16 protein-coding genes are annotated in these 18433 nt (G+C 61.5%); 6 read left to right on the plus strand and 10 right to left on the minus strand.

Translation table 11 applies throughout. The features are described from left to right. Positions 1-153 precede the first annotated feature (153 nt). Positions 154-2112, minus strand: a complete 1959-nt coding sequence (locus NKI52_RS11915) for an acetoacetate--CoA ligase (RefSeq protein WP_352698071.1) — start codon at positions 2110-2112, stop codon at positions 154-156. A 283-nt stretch (positions 2113-2395) separates the two neighbouring features. Here NKI52_RS11915 and NKI52_RS11920 point away from each other — a divergent pair, with 283 nt between their 5' ends. Next, on the plus strand, positions 2396-4246 hold the full coding sequence (locus tag NKI52_RS11920) for an AsmA family protein (RefSeq protein WP_352571621.1): 1851 nt from the start codon (positions 2396-2398) through the stop codon (positions 4244-4246). 7 nt (positions 4247-4253) lie between these two features. Here the strand turns inward: NKI52_RS11920 and NKI52_RS11925 are convergent, their stop codons facing one another. From NKI52_RS11925 to NKI52_RS11955, 7 genes are all read right to left on the minus strand, one after another. Continuing rightward, complete coding sequence (locus NKI52_RS11925; protein WP_023677454.1) at positions 4254-5072, minus strand: ABC transporter permease; 819 nt, start codon at positions 5070-5072, stop codon at positions 4254-4256. Continuing rightward, positions 5069-6037, minus strand: a complete 969-nt coding sequence (locus NKI52_RS11930) for an ABC transporter permease subunit (RefSeq protein ID WP_031211982.1) — start codon at positions 6035-6037, stop codon at positions 5069-5071. The genes NKI52_RS11925 and NKI52_RS11930 overlap by 4 nt, the downstream gene beginning before the upstream one ends. A gap of 9 nt (positions 6038-6046) precedes the next feature. Continuing rightward, positions 6047-7186, minus strand: a complete 1140-nt coding sequence (locus NKI52_RS11935) for an ABC transporter ATP-binding protein (RefSeq protein ID WP_023677452.1) — start codon at positions 7184-7186, stop codon at positions 6047-6049. 72 nt (positions 7187-7258) lie between these two features. Continuing rightward, positions 7259-8356, minus strand: a complete 1098-nt coding sequence (locus NKI52_RS11940) for a polyamine ABC transporter substrate-binding protein (RefSeq protein WP_023677451.1) — start codon at positions 8354-8356, stop codon at positions 7259-7261. Between the two features lie 352 nt (positions 8357-8708). Further along, positions 8709-9662 (minus strand): DMT family transporter, encoded by a 954-nt coding sequence (locus tag NKI52_RS11945; RefSeq protein ID WP_023677450.1) that lies wholly within the window; start codon positions 9660-9662, stop codon positions 8709-8711. A gap of 182 nt (positions 9663-9844) precedes the next feature. Continuing rightward, entirely contained in the window at positions 9845-10822 is a 978-nt protein-coding gene (locus tag NKI52_RS11950; protein ID WP_156937360.1) for a DUF2167 domain-containing protein, read from the minus strand. 117 nt (positions 10823-10939) lie between these two features. After that, a complete protein-coding gene (locus tag NKI52_RS11955) occupies positions 10940-12391 on the minus strand; it encodes a helix-turn-helix domain-containing protein (protein ID WP_023677448.1) in 1452 nt (483 codons plus the stop codon). A gap of 238 nt (positions 12392-12629) precedes the next feature. Here NKI52_RS11955 and aceA point away from each other — a divergent pair, with 238 nt between their 5' ends. Next, on the plus strand, positions 12630-13919 hold the full coding sequence (gene aceA, locus NKI52_RS11960; protein WP_023677447.1) for an isocitrate lyase: 1290 nt from the start codon (positions 12630-12632) through the stop codon (positions 13917-13919). Between the two features lie 70 nt (positions 13920-13989). Further along, positions 13990-14244, plus strand: coding sequence for an SMc00767 family acetate metabolism repressor (locus tag NKI52_RS11965; protein ID WP_023677446.1), 255 nt, complete (start codon positions 13990-13992; stop codon positions 14242-14244). A 53-nt stretch (positions 14245-14297) separates the two neighbouring features. Here the strand turns inward: NKI52_RS11965 and NKI52_RS11970 are convergent, their stop codons facing one another. After that, the gene (locus NKI52_RS11970; RefSeq protein ID WP_023677445.1) at positions 14298-14759 is read right to left on the minus strand and encodes a RidA family protein; all 462 of its coding nucleotides are present in this window, start codon (positions 14757-14759) and stop codon (positions 14298-14300) included. A 430-nt stretch (positions 14760-15189) separates the two neighbouring features. Between NKI52_RS11970 and NKI52_RS11975 the strand changes: the two genes are divergently transcribed. Continuing rightward, the gene (locus tag NKI52_RS11975; RefSeq protein ID WP_245274728.1) at positions 15190-15579 is read left to right on the plus strand and encodes an ANTAR domain-containing protein; all 390 of its coding nucleotides are present in this window, start codon (positions 15190-15192) and stop codon (positions 15577-15579) included. A gap of 32 nt (positions 15580-15611) precedes the next feature. On the opposite strand, the gene NKI52_RS11980 is transcribed toward NKI52_RS11975, so the two are convergent. Next, positions 15612-16328, minus strand: a complete 717-nt coding sequence (locus NKI52_RS11980; RefSeq protein WP_023677443.1) for an HAD family hydrolase — start codon at positions 16326-16328, stop codon at positions 15612-15614. 168 nt (positions 16329-16496) lie between these two features. On the opposite strand from NKI52_RS11980, the gene NKI52_RS11985 reads away from it, so the two are divergent. Then, on the plus strand, positions 16497-17930 hold the full coding sequence (locus tag NKI52_RS11985; RefSeq protein ID WP_023677442.1) for a glutamine synthetase family protein: 1434 nt from the start codon (positions 16497-16499) through the stop codon (positions 17928-17930). Positions 17931-17987: 57 nt separating this feature from the next. Further along, a complete protein-coding gene (locus NKI52_RS11990) occupies positions 17988-18356 on the plus strand; it encodes a four helix bundle protein (RefSeq protein ID WP_352457075.1) in 369 nt (122 codons plus the stop codon). Positions 18357-18433: the final 77 nt, after the last annotated feature.

Genomic DNA, 18433 nt, shown 5'->3' on the forward strand with positions numbered 1-18433 from the left:
CGCACGACTATTGATGCCGGGCCTTAACAAATCCTTACCGGCACGCCGGAAAATTTACCAATGTGTACCACTCATGAAATCTAGGTAAATTCCGAAGAGATAATTCGTTAACGATACCGGAGACCTCAAAACAGCTCCCACCTTGAACCCGGCTCAGTCGGCAAGCTGCGGCAGGTTGCGGAACAGCTCGAGCGCTTCGGGATTGGCGAGCGCTTCCTTGTTCTTGACGGCGCGGCCATGCACCACGTCGCGTACCGCGAGCTCGGTGATCTTGCCCGATTTGGTGCGCGGAATATCGCTGACGGCGACGATCTTGGCCGGCACGTGGCGCGGGCTCGCCCCGGTGCGGATTTTCGCGCGGATGCGTTTTTCCAGCTCGGCATCGAGCTCAACGCCGGCCGCCAGCCGCACGAACAGCACGACACGCACGTCATTGTCGAAATCCTGGCCGATGCACAGCGCTTCGAGGATTTCCGGCATCTGCTCGACCTGATTGTAGATCTCCGCCGTGCCGATCCTGACACCGCCCGGATTGAGCGTGGCGTCGGAACGGCCATGGATGATCAGGCCGCCATGGACGGTCCATTCGGCGAAATCGCCGTGGCACCAGACATCGTCGAAACGTTCGAAATAGGCGGCTTTGTATTTCCTGCCGTCAGGGTCGTTCCAGAAGCCGATCGGCATCGCCGGAAACGCCTTGGTGCAGACGAGCTCGCCCTTCTCCTGGCGGAGCGGGCGGCCGTCATCGTCCCAGACATCGACGGCAAGGCCGAGCCCGGGCCCTTGGATCTCGCCGGTCCATACCGGTTCGATCGGCACGCCGAGCACGAAGCAGGAGACGATATCGGTGCCGCCGGAAATCGAAGCCAGATGCACGTCCTTCTTGATGCCTTCATAGACGAAGCGGAAATCTTCCGGCGATAGCGGCGAGCCGGTCGATGAGATGGTGCGCACGCTGGAAAGATCATGCGTGTGGATCGGCTTCAGGCCGGCCTTGCGCACGGAATCGATGAATTTGGCCGAGGTGCCGAAATAGGTCATCTTTTCGGCATCGGCGAAGTCGAACAGCGCATTGCCGTCCGGGTAGAACGGCGAGCCGTCGTAGAGCAGCAAGGTGGCGCCCGATGCCAGGCCCGACACCAGCCAGTTCCACATCATCCAGCCGCAGGTGGTGAAGTAGAAGAAGCGGTCGCCGTCGAGCAGGCCGGCATGCAGCCGTTCTTCCTTGACGTGCTGGATCAGCGTTCCGCCGGCCGAATGGACAATGCATTTGGGAATGCCGGTCGTGCCCGATGAAAACAGGATGTACAGCGGATGCGAAAACGGCAGCCTTTCGTAGGCGACAGGCCTTGCGGCAAAGGGTGACAGCGCCTCTTCCAGCGCAGCCGCCTTGCCGATGGTCGCGGCGACGTCGAGCGAGGTGCCGAGATAGTCGACAATGAGGACTTTGCGGACGGTGGCGAGCTTGCCCGCCACGGCCGCGATCTTGTCGGCGACTTCGATCGCCTTGCCATTATACCAGTAGCCGTCCGGCGCGATGAACACGACAGGCTCGATCTGGCCGAACCGGTCGAGAACCCCCTGCTCGCCGAAATCTGGGGAGCAGGACGACCAGACCGCGCCGATCGAGGCGGCCGCCAGCATCGCAGCAACGGTCTCCGGCATGTTGGGCATCATCGCGGCGATGCGGTCGCCCTTCTTCACCTTGAGCGACAGGAAAAGCTGCTGCAGGCGCGAGGTCAGCGCATGCAGCTCGTTCCAGGACAGCCGCCGCTCGACCTTGTCCTCGCCGCGAAAGACGATTGCGTCGCCAAGCCCGGTTTTCTTGAGGAGATTCTCGGCGAAGTTCAGCTTTGCCTCAGGAAAGAAGGTCGCGCCGGGCATCTTGTTGCCATCGACCAGCATGCGTTCGCCCTTGTCGCCGACGATGCCACAAAAGTCCCAGACCAGGCTCCAGAAGGTCTCGCGATGATCGATCGACCAGCGATTCAGGTCGGCATAGGAGGAGAAAACCTTGCCGGCCATGTTCGCCGCGGCGTTCATGAAGGCGGTCATCGGCGCTGCGTCGATCTGCTCTTGCGTCGGGATCCAGAGCGGTGCGTCGTCAGCCATCATTGTTTCTCCTTAAAGCACGTCACGTTTGAAGAGATTCACGCGACGCGCTTTAAACTTTTGTCTTTATGCATGTCGTTTATCCCAAAACCGCTGCGCACTTTTGGGCGACATGCATTGGCATCGCTTATGCATATCGCGATGCAGCAGAGCAAGATTTTGTTGGACCGCGCCGGTCAGGGTGTGCGCAAATGCCATCGCCGGGCCATAAAGACTTGAAATGCGTCAGCCGTCGGTTACACCCGTCGGGCGATTTTGTCGGAATGGAAGCATACGGGGCGATATGCCATCACCTTTGATCCGACGCGGAATATGGGCGATCGGCGCAGCCGTCATCGTCATCGCGCTGGTTGTCGCAGCCTTGCCGTTGATCGCCTCGACCCGCATCGTACGCGACCGTATCGCGTGGGAAATGAGCGCGTGGAGCGGTTTCCGGGTCACCATCGACGGCGCGCCGCGTATCGAGGTGTGGCCGAATTTCCGGGCGATCCTGAGCGACGTGACGCTGTCGCAATGGACGGAGACGGATGCGCCGCCCGTGGTCGAGGCCGAACGGGTCGAGGTCGACCTCTCGGCGATGGCGGCGCTGCGTGGCGATGTGGTGTTTTCGACGGCGCGGCTGGTACGACCGACGATCCGGGTTCAGCGTACCGCGAGCGGGTTTTTCCTGCCTGCGATTCCCAGCGGTGGGCGCATTACGCGTTCGATCGATGCTGCCCGCGCGGTGATCAACACAAATCCCGCCAAGCCGGATCTCGGCAAGCTGCCGACAGATCCGTTCGGCACAGTCGAGTTCAGGGACGGCCGCGTAGTGGCTGCCATCGGCGGCAAGGACCAGGAGATATTGAGCAGCCTGAGCGGCCAGGCGAACTGGGCCGCGATGAACAGCAATGCGACGCTGTCGGCGACCGGGATATGGCGCGGCGAAAGTGTTGCCATCGACGCCGCATCGCCGAACCCGCTCGTGCTGTTCGGTGGCGGCACAGCACCGGCCACATTTTCCTTCAAGGCGGCACCGGCCAGTTTTTCGTTCGACGGCCGCGCCAGCATGTCGGAGAACGGCTATTTCGACGGCCAGGCAAAATTCGCCGCACCTTCGCTCCGACGCGTGCTCGAATGGTCGCAGGCCGGCATCGCGCCCGGTGCCGCAATCGGCTCGATCTCGGTTTCAAGCAAGATCACGGCGACGGCCGGGCGCGTCAAATTTGAAAACACGGCCCTGACCCTCGACAATAACCCCGGAATGGGTGCGCTGGACTTCACCTATGGTGAGGCACTGCCGGTGATCTCCGGCACACTTGCCTTCGATACGCTCGACCTCAGATCATTTCTCTCCGCCTTTACGCCGGTGCCATCCGCCGGCGGCACCGGCCCGGGCGAAATCGACACAAGCTTCGCCGACCGGATCAATCTCGATCTCAGGCTGTCGGCGGCGCATGCCACCGCCGGCGCCATCCAGCTTGCCGACGTCGCTGCCACTGCCCAGGTCAAGAACGGCCTTGCCGTCTTCGACATCTCGGATGCATCCGCCTTTGGCGGCAACGTCCAGAGCAGCGTCCGTTTCGACCGCAAGCCCGCCGGCACGGAAGTCGAGATCCGGCTGCTTGCTTCCGATATCGACGGCGGCGCTTTCGGCACCGCGGCCGGGATGACGCGGCTGGTGCCGATCGGCACTGGAACCGTTTCGGTCATCCTCAAGGGGCCTGGCAGAACCTGGGACTCGATTTTCGAAAACGCCAATGGCTCGCTGTCCGCGACGTTCGGCGCGGGTGCGCTGAGCCGGCTTAACCTGCCGGCGTTCCTCAAGCACACCGAACAGGGCGGATTCTTCGCGCTGGACGACGTCTCGGACGGAACGCTGCCGATCGACGGGGCCGAGCTCAAGGCGAGCGTTTCGAACGGCGTGGCGCGTATCGACAAGGCCGAGGTGAATTCCGCGCAATACAAGATCTGGCTTTCCGGCATCGCATCCTATGCCGGACGCGGGCTGGCGCTGTCCGGCGGCATCGTCCAGCCGAGCCAGGCTGCCACGCAGACGAATGGCCAGCCGCCCAAGCAGTCGTCGTTCTTCGTCGGCGGCACGTGGAGCACGCCGTTCATCTCGCCGATAAGCCGCGGCGTTTCGGGAGAGTAGCGAGCCTTCAACCTCGCTGCGCCGCCTGCTCGTCGCGCTGGCGCTGCACCTCGCGGCGTTTGTTTGCGAGCGAAGCGATGATCACGCCAACTGCGACGACCGCGATCAGGATGGTGCACGCTGCGTTGATTTCCGGCGTCACGCCAAGGCGGACCTGGCTGTAGATCTTCATCGGCAGCGTCGTGGCGCCGGGTCCCGAGGTGAAGCTGGCAATAACCAAATCATCGAGCGACAGCGTGAAGGCCAGCATCCAGCCGGAGACGATAGCCGGCATGATAACCGGCAGCGTGATCTGGAAGAAGGTCTTCACCGGTGGCGCACCGAGGTCCATCGCGGCCTCTTCCAGCGAACGATCGAACGTGATCAGGCGCGACTGAACCACCACCGCAACGAAGCACATGGTTAGCGTGGTGTGGGCAAGCGTCACCGTCAGAAAGCCGCGGTCGAGGCCGACGGCGACGAAGAGCAGCAGCAGCGACAGGCCGGTGATGACTTCCGGCATGACCAGCGGCGCAAACACCATGCCGGAAAACAGAAGCCGGCCGCGAAAGCGCGTGTAGCGTGTCAAGGTGAGCGCCGCCAGCGTGCCAAGCACGGTCGCCACGCTTGCCGAGATGACGCCGACGCGGGCCGTCACCCAGGTGGCGTCCATCAGACCCCGGTTGTGGAACAGCGACACGTACCATTTCGTCGAGAAGCCACCCCAGACGGTGACCAGCTTCGATTCGTTGAAAGAGAACACAACGAGCAGGACGATCGGCAGGTAAAGAAAGGCAAAGCCGAGCACGATCGAAATGATGTTGAAGCGGCTCCAGGTCGCGTTCATTGGTCCTGCTCCTGGGCGCGCGCCTGGGCTCGCTGGAAGAGCATGATCGGCACGATCAGCAGCAGCAGCAAGATGACGGCAACGGCGGACGACACCGGCCAGTCGCGGTTGGCGAAGAACTCGTTCCACAGCGTCCTGCCGATCATCAGCGTCTGCGAGCCGCCGAGCAGGTCGGGAATGACGAACTCGCCTACGGCTGGAATGAACACCAGCAGGCAGCCGGCGATGACGCCGGGCAGCGACAGCGGAAAGGTGATCTTCCAGAAGGCGCTGGTCGGCGGACAGCCGAGATCCTTGGCGGCCTCGATCAGCGTATGGTCCATTTTCTCCAAGGACGAATAGAGCGGCAGCACCATGAACGGCAGATAGGAGTAAACGATGCCGATGAAGATCGCCGTATAGGTGTTGAGGATGATCAGCGGCTGGCTGATGATGCCGGTGGCGAGCAGCAGCTGGTTGAGCAGGCCCTCGGGCTTGAGGATGCCGATCCAGGCGTAGACACGGATCAGGAACGAGGTCCAGAACGGCAGGATCACCAGCATCAGCAAGGTCGGGCGAATCGTCGCCGGGGCGCGCGCCATGCCATAGGCTATGGGATAGCCGACCAGCAATGTCAGGACCGTCGAGATGGCGGCGACGATGACGCTCGTCACATAGGCATTGAAGTAAAGCGCATCCTGCGTCAGCCAGGTATAGTTGTCGAAATTCAGCGCGCCGAATTCCGAGATAAACCCGGAAATGCCGCTGCGGAAATCGAGCACCGGCGTGTAGGGCGGCATGGCGATCGCAGTCTGCGACAGCGAAATCTTGAAGACGATGATGAAAGGCACGAGAAAGAAGAACAGCAGCCAGAGGTAGGGGACGATGATGACGAGCCGGCTAACGAAGGCCGCTCCCAGCCTGACCAAGCCGGATTTGCCGGCAGCGCTTGCCGGAGAGCTTGTTGCGGCGGTGACAGCGGACATGATCAGTCCCTACCGTGTCAGGACGACGCCGGCGTCGGGGCGGAAAGAAACCCAGGCGCGGTCGTTCCAGGTCAATGGGTCCTCGGTGAGGCGTGCCGCGTTCATGGTGCTCGCCCGCACCACCTGACCGTCGTCCAGCCTGACGTGATAGACGGTCATGTCGCCGAGATAGGCTATGTCGTAGACCTCGCCCTCGATGGCGTTGACGGCACCGGCCGGTTTCGTGGAGGACACCTTGATCTTCTCCGGCCTGATGGCGAAGGTGACGGATGTTCCGGCGGCGGCACTGCCGGCATTTTCGGTCCGGATGGTGATGCCGTTGCCGGCATCGATGCTCGCGCTGCCGGCCTCGCCAGCCGCGATCTTGCCGTCGAACATATTCACATTGCCGACGAAGCCGGCGACGAAGCGGGAACCCGGCGCCTCGTAGACCTCCGCCGGCGTCGCCACCTGCATCACCTCGCCCTTGTCGATGATGGCGATGCGGTCGGCCATCGTCATCGCCTCTTCCTGATCATGGGTGACGACGACGAAGGTGAGGCCGAGGTTCTGCTGCAGGTCCATCAGCTCGAACTGGGTTTCCTCGCGCAGCTTCTTGTCCAGCGCACCAAGCGGCTCGTCGAGCAGCAGGACTTTCGGCCGCTTGGCCACCGAGCGCGCGAGCGCGACGCGCTGGCGCTGGCCACCCGACAATTGGTGCGGTTTGCGCTTGGCGAACTGCTCGAGCTTGACCAGCTTCAGCATCTCGGCGACGCGCTTGTCGATGTCGGCCTTGGCCATGCCTTCCTGCTTGAGGCCGAAGGCGATGTTGTTCTCGACCGTCATGTGCGGAAACAAGGCGTAGGACTGGAACATCATGTTGACCGGCCGCCGGTAGGGCGGAATGCCGCGCAGGTCCTGGCCATCGAGCAGGATGCGGCCGGCGGTCGGCTCCTCGAAGCCGGCGAGCATCCTGAGCAGCGTCGATTTCCCGCAGCCTGAGGCCCCGAGCAAGGCAAAGAATTCGCGCTCGAAAATGGTCAGCGACAGGTTGTTGACCGCTGTGAACTCACCGAATTTCTTGGTGACGTTGTCGAACTGGATGTATGGCTTGGCGTTCGGATCGTTCCATGGCGCAAAATCCCTGCGGATGCTGCCAAGCGATTTCATGTCCCACTCCGTCCTGCTGCTTGCCCCATGAGAAAGCGGCCCGGCAACGGCTGCCGGGGCCTGGTCAGATTGCTATTGGCCGGTGACGATCTTGGTCCAGGTGCGAGTGATGATGCGCTGGGTCTTGGGATCGTAAGGCGATACGGTGTAGAGCTTCTGCAAGGTGGCTGCATCCGGATAGATCGCCGGATCTTCCAGGATCGCCTTGTCGATGAACTGCTGCGAAGCCTTGTTGCCGTTGGCATAGAGCACATAGTTCGACGATTTGGCGATCACTTCGGGCTTCATCATGTAGTTCAGGAACTCATGGGCTTCGGCGACATGCGGCGCATCGGCCGGGATCGCCATCTGGTCGAACCACATCTGGGCACCTTCCTTCGGCACGGAGTAGCCGATCTCGACGCCCTGCTTGGCTTCGTCGGCGCGGTTGCGGGCCTGGAAGACGTCACCCGACCAGCCGACCGCCAGGCAGATGTCGCCATTGGCAAGGGCGTTGATGTATTCGGAAGAGTGGAACTTGCGGATATAGGGCCGGACCTTCAGCAAGGTTTCTTCGGCCTTGGCAATCTCATCGGGCGACGTGCTGTTTGGATCGAGGCCCAGATATTTCAGTGCCGCCGGTATGATGTCGGCCGGCGAATCCAGCACATAGACGCCGCAGTCCTTCAATTTGGCCAGGCTTTCGGGATTGAAGAACACGTCCCAGCTGTCGATCTTGTCGGTGCCGAGCGCTGCCTGCACCTTCTTGATGTTGTAGCCGATGCCAACCGTACCCCACATGTAGTTGATCGAATATTCGTTGCCGCGATCATATTTGGCGGTCCGTTCCATGACCGTGTCCCACATATTTGAAATGTTCGGCAGTTTCGACTTGTCGAGCTTCTGGAACACACCCGCCTGGATCTGGCGTGCAAGGAAATTGCCGCTGGGCACGACGACATCGTAGCCGCTGCCGCCGGCGAGCAGTTTCGTTTCCAGGATCTCGTTGGAATCGAAAGTGTCGTAGACGACCTTGATGCCGGTTTCCTTGGTGAAGTCGTCGATGATCGAACTGTCGATATAGTCCGACCAGTTGAAGACGTTGACGACGCGATCCTCGGCATGCGCGCCCAAGGTGAAAACTGCCAGAAACGCCGAAGTCGCCGAAAGCCAGAGCGCTTTGCGGGTCATGCTATTCTCCTTTGATGAGTGTTCCGTCGCCAGCTCGTCGCGGCGTCCGCGCGGCTGGGCATTTGCTTCAAGGTATTGGGCTTGCAGGCAGGCGACAAGCGCGAATTGCCGGCGCCATTATCGTTCGGCGGCGAGCCGACAGCGAAGACCTGGCGTGGCGTTGGTGGTGTTCCGACGCCGTCGGAAGCTTTCGCTACGGCGCGGGCAGGGAGACGACGATATTGTCCGGCCTCGATGCGGCCGGCATGGAGACTTGGCAAGATACGCCTGTCTTGTTGTTGCCGTGATCGCAGCCTGCCCGCGCGGCTGCAACGTTGTCAATGGTTCATCTCGCTTTGACGCGCGCACTGCATCAATTAGGTGACGGCACACCGGTGACGCCCGCTCGCGCGGGCCGCGTCTGACGCTTGAACTCGAGCCCGATATGGACGAGCAGCGCGGTGACCACGACCGCACCGCCGACGATGGTGCGCGCCGACGGCACCTCGGAATGGATGAGCCAGACCCAGATCGGGCCAAGGATCGGTTCGAACGTGCCGAGCAGCGCCGCGACGGCGGCCGGAACAAGCCGGGCTCCGGTGGCGAAGAAGGCGAGACCGAGTCCCAGATTGATCACGCCAAAGGCAAAGAGGAAGCCCATATCGTGACTGGAGACGCCCAGCGCCGACGCCTGCGATGCCGCAAAGGCGGCCGCCAGCATCGTGCCGAGGCAGGTCGCTGGCGTCATGCGCACATGGGCAAAGCGGCGCGTGATGACGGTGGCGATCGAGAACATGACAGCGATGAGCAGCGCCAGCCCGTCGCCGATCGGCGACACCGCGCCATCGAGCGATTCCGACACCATGATGGCGACGCCGACAATGACGGCGGCGATCGCCACCCAGGTCGCCACCGCCACCCGTTCGCGAAACAGCGCCCAGGCAAACAGCGCCGCCAGAAGCGGCACGCCGGCCTGCATCAACAGGATGTTGGCGACCGTGGTATAGGCAAGCGCCACGACGAAAGAGGTCGACGCCGTGGCGAAGCAGAACGCCACCGCAAGGCCGGCCAGGCCCATGCCGCGAAACAGCTTCAGCGTGCCACGCCAGCCGTCGCGCCAGACCATGAAGCAGAGCAGGAAGGCGGCGGCCCAGACCGAGCGCCAGAACACCACCGTCCAGCTGTCGGCGTTGTCGATGAAGCGCGCAATGCTGCCGCCGAAGCTCCACATCAACGCCGACAGGAATACCAGCAGGAAGCCGACGCGTTCCCCTTGCGGCGACACGATCGGCGAAGCGGCAACCGGAGATGATGCGGTATCGGTCATGGGTACGACTGTCGGCGAATTCGGAGCAGCACGATGTGCAATGGACGACAGAGACGTGCCTAATTCGCGTAACGCAAAGCAGAAGGCCGGGCGTGATCCAGTTCGATGTTCCGTTTGGCGCACTGATGAGGGCGCCTCGCCCCTCGCCCGGCGATGATCCGAGGCGACCTGTCGATGATGCGTTACGAGGTGCTCTTGTTGCCGCGGATAAAACGCCAGAGACCGGCCAGCGGAATCAGCAGGAGCAGGCCAAACTTTTTCAGCGCGATCAGCGCCACGAGCAAAAAACCTGCTTTCGCCGCCAGCTTGCCGGCAATCAGGCCACCGACGCCAATCGCCGCAACCGTATCGACGCCCGGCACGAAATCGGCGTATGTCTTGCCGGTATTGAAGTCCGCGAGGCCAAGCACTTCATCCAGGCTTTGCCTTATCTCCGGCAATTGTTCCACCGTCGCGATATAGCTCATCACGAAGACGCCCTCCCTGCCAAGGAAACGGACGTCGTAGTTGAGCGTATGGGCGGCATCGTTGCCAAATTGCAGCTCCTTGGCCCAGTGCAGGCGCTTGTGGGCCGCATCATAAACGGGCGGCGACGCCCAGCCGATCAGCGTAATGGGCGCATAGCCATCCTTTACCCTCTGATCGTTGCCGGACAGAGTGTCTGACTGCATGTTGCGCAGCAGTTCATTGTAATCGATGGACGCGGCGTCGCTGTCGTCGACGTAACCGATCTTTTCCCAGCGCAGCTCTATCCCCCAATTGTTGTCGGCAATGGGATCATGGGAGACTGGAAAGATCATGCCGAGGGCATCGGAACCAGAGTCGGGCGGATTGCCCCAGGCTTCGGTGAGGACGGAGAGCGTGTCCTTCTTGTCCAGAAAATAGAACTTGTCCTTGAGGTCGAGATGGATGCCTTCGGCAAGATTTATCGCGCCGGTCTTCGGATCGATCTTGTCCAGGAACGCCTTGCCGGCATCATTGTAGTGTTGATAGGAATTGAAGAAATCCGAGGACTTTTCAGCCAATGCGGGATCGGCCGAAAACGCGAGCGCCAAGCCAAGCCAAAAAACTGTCCTGCCCATCATTGATCCCCCGACCGTTGCGCAGTTCTTTTTTTGATACCGTACCGTCAATGCTGAATCAATATTCGGCTGAATCAATATTTTGGCTGAACCAATATTTTGGCCGGCAACCGCGAACCAGCTTACTGGTTGCCGCCGCAGGAACAGATGAGGTCCTTTGGTCGAAGATTCAGCCGCAATATTGCTGGAGCCGAATCACTGGAAATCGAACGCCGACAGTCCCGTGACCATCTCGTCGAGGCCGAGCGGGCGTGTAACGGGTGGCTCGGCGCGGGCGAGGCAGCCGATGCGTTCGCACAGCCGGCAGGCAGGGCCGACCGGCGTCGCCAGCGCAGCGGCGCTCTGTCCGGTCTTGCCGATGGCGGCCGGCCCCGGCAATGCCGCTCCATAGACGACCTCGTCGCGAAAACCGATGTCGCAGCCGAGCAGCAGCGCGGTGCGCCGCGGGCGCTCGGCAAACGAGCCCTGCGGCCCTTCGAGCGTGCGGGCCATGCAGAGGAACGCCGCGCCGTCGGGCATTTCCACTGCCTCGACCAGGATCTGGCCGGGCTGGGCGAAGGCGGCATGGACCGGCAGCTTCGGACAGCCGCCGCCGAAGCGGCTTTGCGGAAAGCCGTGGCTGCCCGCCTTGCGGAACCGATTGCCGGCACTGTCGACCTCGAGCATGAAGAACGGCACACCCGACGCACCCGGCCGCTGCAGCGTGGTCAGCCGGTTCGCCGCCTGCTCGAAGGAAACGCCGAAGCGCGACCGCAACATGTCTATATCGTAGCGGGTGCGGACCGCAGCGGCGTGAAAAGGCTGATAGGGCATCATCAGAGCGTGCGCGGCATAGCGGCCGAGCTCGAAACGCGCCAGCCGGCGGGCTTCGTCCGTGGTCAGCTTCAGCGCCTGGATCTCGGCGGCGACAGCGACGCTCATGCGGATCAGGCAGGCCTCCATAGCCACCTCGCGCAGCTGATCGAATGGCGACAGGCGCTCGGACAGGAACAGGCGTTGCGAGTGACGGTCATAGCGACGCCGCCAGTTGGGCATGGTAGCGACCGGCAGTACCTTAACGACGATGCCGAATTCACGCCGCAGCCAAACCTTCAACGCACTGAACAGATCGTCGCCAGGATCGAGCACCGACGTGAATGCCTCGGCTTCCTCTTCGAGCGCGGCAAAATGGTTCGGCCGGCGTTCGAAAATCTCATGCACCTCGTCGATCGGCAGCCGGGCACCGGAGAGTGCGGTGGCCTTGCCCTCACGCGCGAGCAGCTCGTTGAGATCCGACAATCGCTCGGCCTGCTCGCGATAGGCGCGAAACAGTTTTATCACAGCGGCGGAAGCGTTGGGCGCCGCCTCGGCAAGCTCGATGAGTTCCTGGTCGCCCGGCAGTTCGCCGGCCAGCAACGGATCTGAAAACACTTCCTTCAAATCGGCGACCGATCCCCGCGCCTCGCCCTGCAGTTCGTGCGGGTCAACCTTGTAGACGGATGCCAGCCTCAGGATCAGTTGCACCGTCAGCGGCCGCTGGTTGCGCTCGATGAGATTGAGATAGGACGGCGAGATGCCGAGCCCTTCGGCCATCGCCGTCTGGGTCAGCCCCTTGGCGTTGCGGATGCGACGAATGCGCGGCCCGGCAAAGATTTTGTGGTCGGCCAATCGAGTTTCCTTGACAGAAATTTACATCCGCCGATGGCATGGCTGCCTTTACAATCATGACAGATTTACAGCTCTCATCAGTCAAACACAACACAGGTTTTCCCTTATTTTATGACTGATCAGGAGGTTTACCTCGCTTGCGTCGTGCCGACGTGTAAATGGTGTCACACATATGGCGCACATATTTTCCCTCTGCGACGCCTTCCTAAACCGGCATCAAAACCGCCTGGAGTGATCAATGACCGACTTTTACAACCTCGTCCCGTCGGCGCCGCAAGGCCGCTTTGATGGCATCGAAAGGCCCTATTCGCCGGACGACGTGAAGCGGCTGCGCGGCTCGGTGCAGATCCGGCAGAGCCTCGCCGAAATGGGGGCAAACCGGCTGTGGCAGCTCATCCATGAAGAGGATTTCGTCAACGCGCTGGGTGCCATGTCGGGCAACCAGGCGATGCAGCAGGTGCGGGCCGGGCTGAAAGCGATCTATCTGTCAGGATGGCAGGTCGCCGCCGATGCCAACACCGCTTCCGCCATGTACCCGGACCAGTCGCTTTATCCCGCAAATGCCGCGCCCGAACTGGTCAAGCGCATAAACCGCACCTTACAGCGCGCCGACCAGATCGAGACTTCGGAAGGCAACGGGCTGTCGGTCGACACCTGGTTCGCGCCGATCGTCGCCGACGCGGAAGCCGGCTTCGGCGGGCCGCTCAACGCCTTCGAGATCATGAAGGCGTTCATCGAGGCGGGTGCGGCCGGCGTCCATTACGAGGACCAGCTGGCTTCGGAAAAGAAATGCGGTCATCTCGGCGGCAAGGTACTGATCCCGACCGCCGCACACATCCGCAACCTCAACGCCGCGCGGCTTGCCGCCGACGTCATGGGCACGCCGACGCTGGTCGTGGCGCGCACCGACGCTGAAGCGGCAAAGCTCTTGACCTCCGACATCGACGAATGCGACCGGCCCTTCGTCGATTATGGCGCCGGCCGCACGGCGGAGGGCTTCTACCATGTCAGCAACGGCATCGAGCCCTGCATCGCCCGCGCCGTCGCCTATGCGCCCTATGCGGACCTGATCTGGTGCGAGACTTCCAAGCCCGATCTGGCGCAGGCCAGGACGTTTGCCGAGGGTGTGCGCAAGCACCATCCGGGCAAGCTGCTTGCCTATAATTGCTCGCCGTCTTTCAACTGGAAGAAGAATCTCGACGACGCGACGATTGCGAACTTCCAGAAGGAACTCGGCGCCATGGGTTACAAGTTCCAGTTCATTACGCTGGCAGGTTTCCACCAGCTCAACTTCGGCATGTTCGAGCTCGCCCGCGGCTACAAGGAGCGGCAGATGGCCGCCTATTCGGAACTGCAGCAGGCGGAATTCGCCGCGGAAGCCAATGGCTATACCGCCAGCAAGCACCAGCGCGAGGTCGGCACCGGCTATTTCGATGCCGTCTCGATGGCGATCACCGGTGGCCAGTCTTCGACCACGGCCATGCAGGGATCGACCGAGCGCGCCCAATTCAGGCCGGCGGCGGAATAGCAGACAAACAGAGGGAACGCCCAAACGGGCATGGCAACACAACAGTCATGGCAACACAGGGAGAAGACCAATGGCTTCGATAAGCCGCGTCAAGGAACGGGCCGAAGAGCAGGCCACCAGCATGAATGTCGACCAGCAGGCGACCATCCGCATGCTGGCGAACGATCTGCACAGGCTCAATCAGTCGGTGATGAAGGCGGTCGAGGCAGGCGTCTCGGTCGAACTGGTGCGCTCGGCACGACACCATGGCGGCGACGGCAACTGGGGCGATCTGCTGATCCCGGTCATCGTCACACAGCGGAGCCACGACAGACAAACTCGATAGCACCGCGCCTCTTTTGAGCGCATGCTATCGCACCTTGCAGGCCGCGGCTTTGCCTAATCCGGCAGAGCCGCTAATGCAACGATTTCAATGACAAGATCAGGCTGCGCAAGCGCTGCAACGCCAATAACTTCCGAGGGCGGCGGGTTGTTGTAGCTGCAGTGCTTCGGGCAGTGCACGGCAAAGAATTCGTCCAAGACGTCCAAGCGAAAATTGGGCGAGCTCAGCACGCCGCCATCTGGAAATGGCCCCTTAACAAAGAAGGTCAGCCGGATGAGATGCTCGAGCGCACTGCCAAGCTCCTCCAGATCTGATTTGATATTGGTGAGAATTGCGCGCCACTGTGCCGCTGCATCGCCAATGGCGGCGCCGCCGCTTTTGCCGATCGGATCGTAGTCCTCGGCCGTCGCGGTGTTTCCGGAAAGGTAGATAAACCCCTTTGCGCCGGTAACGATCGTACCCTTTCCCCATGGCATCAACCGGCCATTTTTGAATTTCTTGTGAGTCACGAGTTCCATCGTCATCTCCCGTCGGTCAAAGAGACGTGCTTAGCCAACGAGGAAGGGTAGTTCGGCGAGGCGATACGACAAGCTCGCGACAGGCCTGACTCGCCTTCGTCCAACCTTACGTCAACCCGGCTACGGCTGCGAGTTGGTGCGTTCGCGCTGCAAAGCCAAACTTAGCTGAGCCTGCCCGGTTGTGGTGGCAACTTCTTCTTCGGGCGGCGGCAAAGAAAAGCACTTAATTTTAATTTTAATGTTTCTTGCGATATTCTCCTGATACGCCATTTGAGCTTGACATGAGCAGTGATCTCACGCCAATTACCTCTCGAGTTTCAACCCTGCATTGAAACATTGAACAACGGCCTGCCCCGCCATGTGCCCAGCGAATCGCGATATCGAGACTGCAAAACAGCTGCCTTTCGTTAGCCGGGACATGGAGACGCGGATGCTCCCGGATTTCTCGCGGGTGCTGGTGGTCGGAAAATCACCGATCAACCGCGTCGTGGTTTCAAAAATCGTGGAGCGGTCCGGCCTCAAACCGATCTCGGAAACTCCCGAAACCGCGGCAAAGGCCTTGCACGCGCTGATTCCCGGGACTGTCGTTCTCGACGGCGGTGCGGAGAATGGGGACTGCGACGCCTTGCTGTCGGGTATCGATGCACTGCGAAGGGCGTCAGGCAGATCGCTTCCGTCGGTGATCCTGCTTTCAGTCAAGACCGGCACGCCGGAGAGCCTGGGCCTGTCCAGCGTCATCGATGCAGTGGTCGTCAAGCCGATCACCACCGAACGGCTGCAGCCGGTGATCGACCGGCTGATCGCAATTAGCCGCAATTGACGCCTACCGTGATGCCTCGGCTGCAGACCTGATCAATCAATCTCGCCGATACGCTCGATCAAGCCCGGCAGTTCACCGAGATTGGCTATCTGGCGAAAGCGTGGTGCCGAGACCGGCGGCTCGACATGTTCCAGCACCCAGGTCAGATCATGCGGAACGTGGATGCCCCAACTGCCGGCTTCGATGGCCGGCACGACGTCCGATTTGAGCGAGTTGCCGACCATCATACCCTTTTCCGGGCCGTCGCCGTGGCGGCTGAAGATGCGGCTATAGGTGGCCGCGCTCTTGTCGCTGACGATCTCGACGGCATCAAACAGCTCGCCCAGCCCGGATTGCGCGAGCTTGCGTTCCTGGTCGAACAGGTCGCCCTTGGTGATCAGCACCAGGCGGTAGGCGCCGGCCAGCTTTTCCACGGTTTCGCGCGCATGCGGAAGCGGCTCGATCGGATGGCTGAGCATCTCGCGGCCCGCGGCGAGAATTTCGGCGATAGTCGAGGCCCGCACCTGGCCGTTGGTGACCTCAATCGCCGTCTCGATCATCGACAGCGTGAACCCCTTGATGCCGAAGCCGTAGACCGCGAGGTTGCGCTTCTCGGCCTCCAGCAATCTTGCTGAAATCCGGTCCTCCTCGGCGTGATCGGCGAGCAGTGCGGCAAAGCGCTTCTCGGTCACGCGGAAGAACTGTTCGTTCTGCCACAACGTGTCATCGGCGTCGAAGCCGATCGTCGTCAGTTTGCGGCTGTGTTGCATGGGGACCATTAATTGCAGCGTTGCGGGAGGCCGACCCTAGACCAGGAGGCTTTTATCCGGAAGTCGTTGTGTTCCCCCGGTTAATCGAGGCGGACGCCAGCCGGCTCCCCTTCCCTTTCGTCGCCGGCAACGGCTATACTCCACAATCTGCAACAAATCTGGTGATTGATGCCGCCTGCAAAAAAGGAAGTCCGTCCGTCGAGCCGCGGAGGACGCGCCCGCACGCCTGCCTTCGTGAAAAACCAACGTGGCGTCAAGAACTGGAAGGAAGTCAGCGCCTGGCTGGAATGGCGCGGCATCGAAGATATCGAATGCATCACACCCGACCAGGCCGGGGTTGCGCGCGGCAAGATGATGCCATCGAAGAAGTTCACCTCCAACACCTCGCTGGCGCTGCCTTCGGCGGTGTTCATGACAACGATTTCCGGCGGCTATCCGGAGGACGGCAACGGCTTCCACTATCCGGAGGACGACGGCGACCTCAAGCTGATGCCTGACCTCTCGACGCTGACGGTGGTGCCGTGGGAGGAGGACCCTACCGCGGCGGTTATCTGCGACCTCGTCCACCAGGACGGCCGCTCGGTCGAGTTCACGCCGCGCAACGTGCTGAAGCGCGTGCTTGCCGCCTATGACAAGCGTGGGCTGAGGCCGGTCGTGGCACCCGAGATCGAGTTCTACCTGGTGCGCAAGAACCCCGATCCGGACTATCCGCTGACCCCGCCAGTAGGTCGATCGGGGCGGCCGATCGGCGGCGGCGCCGGCTATTCGATTGCCGGGGTTAACGAATTCGACGAATTGATCGACGACATCTACCATTTCTCCGAAAGCCAGGGCCTGGAGATCGACACGCTGATCCACGAGGAGGGCGCCGGCCAGCTCGAAATCAATCTGCGTCACGGCGATCCGATCGAGCTCGCCGACCAGGTGTTCATGTTCAAGCGAACCATCCGCGAGGCGGCGCTCAAGCACGAGATCTACGCCACGTTTATGGCCAAGCCGATCCAAGGGCAGCCCGGTTCGGCCATGCATATCCATCAGTCGATCATCGACAAGAAGACCGGCAAGAACGTCTTTTCGGCGGAGGACGGCTCGGAGACCGACGCCTTCTTCCACTTCATCGGCGGCATGCAGAAACATGTGCCCAACGCGCTGGTAATGTTTGCACCCTATGTCAATTCCTACCGGCGGCTGACGCAGTCGGCCTCGGCGCCGGTCAACAACAAATGGGGCTACGACAACCGTACCACGGCCTTCCGTGTGCCCCGCTCCGACCCGGCGGCGCGGCGCGTCGAAAACCGCATCCCCTCCTCCGACGCCAACCCCTATCTGGCGCTGGCGGCATCGCTTGCCTGCGGACTGATCGGCATGACCAACAAGATCAAGGCCGAGCCGCCGGTTCTGACGACCGCCAACGAGGACCAGATCGACCTGCCGCGCAGCCTGCTCGAAGCCGTCGACCTGTTCGAGGCAGACGAAGAACTCGGCGCGCTGCTCGGCAAGTCATTTGCCGCCACCTATGCGGCGATCAAGCGAGCGGAATTCGAGACCTTCATGGAAGTGATCAGCCCGTGGGAGAGGGAGTATTTGCTGCTGAATGTGTAGTAGGGGAGTAGGGGAGTAGGGGAGTAGGGGAGTAGGGGAGTAGGGGAGTAGGGACGAATGGCTGAGAAAACGGGTTCCTACAAGGATTTGATAGTCTGGCAGCAGGCGATGGACCTTGCTGTGGCCGTTTACGGCGCGACGAAATCATGGCCCAAGGAAGAACTTTATGGACTGACCAGCCAAGTACGGCGCGCTGCAAGCTCGGTGCCATCGAACATTGCGGAGGGATATGGCAGAGAGATCCGAGGTTCCTATCAACAATTTCTCCGTATCGCTCAAGGATCATTGAAGGAACTGGAAACTCAGCTTCTGATCGCCGAGCGTACCGGCATCGCGCCGAAGGCGACGGCGGCTTCATTGTTGGCGAGTACCGAAAGCGTTGGGAAGCTTCTTCGCCTCCTGATCCGCAAACTGTCACCCGACTAGCCCCCCTACTCCCCTACTCCCTACTCCCCTACTCCCCTACTCCCCTACTCCCCTACTCCCCTACTCCCCTACTCCCC

This window comes from Mesorhizobium sp. M0590, from assembly GCF_040320905.1.
Taxonomy (GTDB): domain Bacteria; phylum Pseudomonadota; class Alphaproteobacteria; order Rhizobiales; family Rhizobiaceae; genus Mesorhizobium.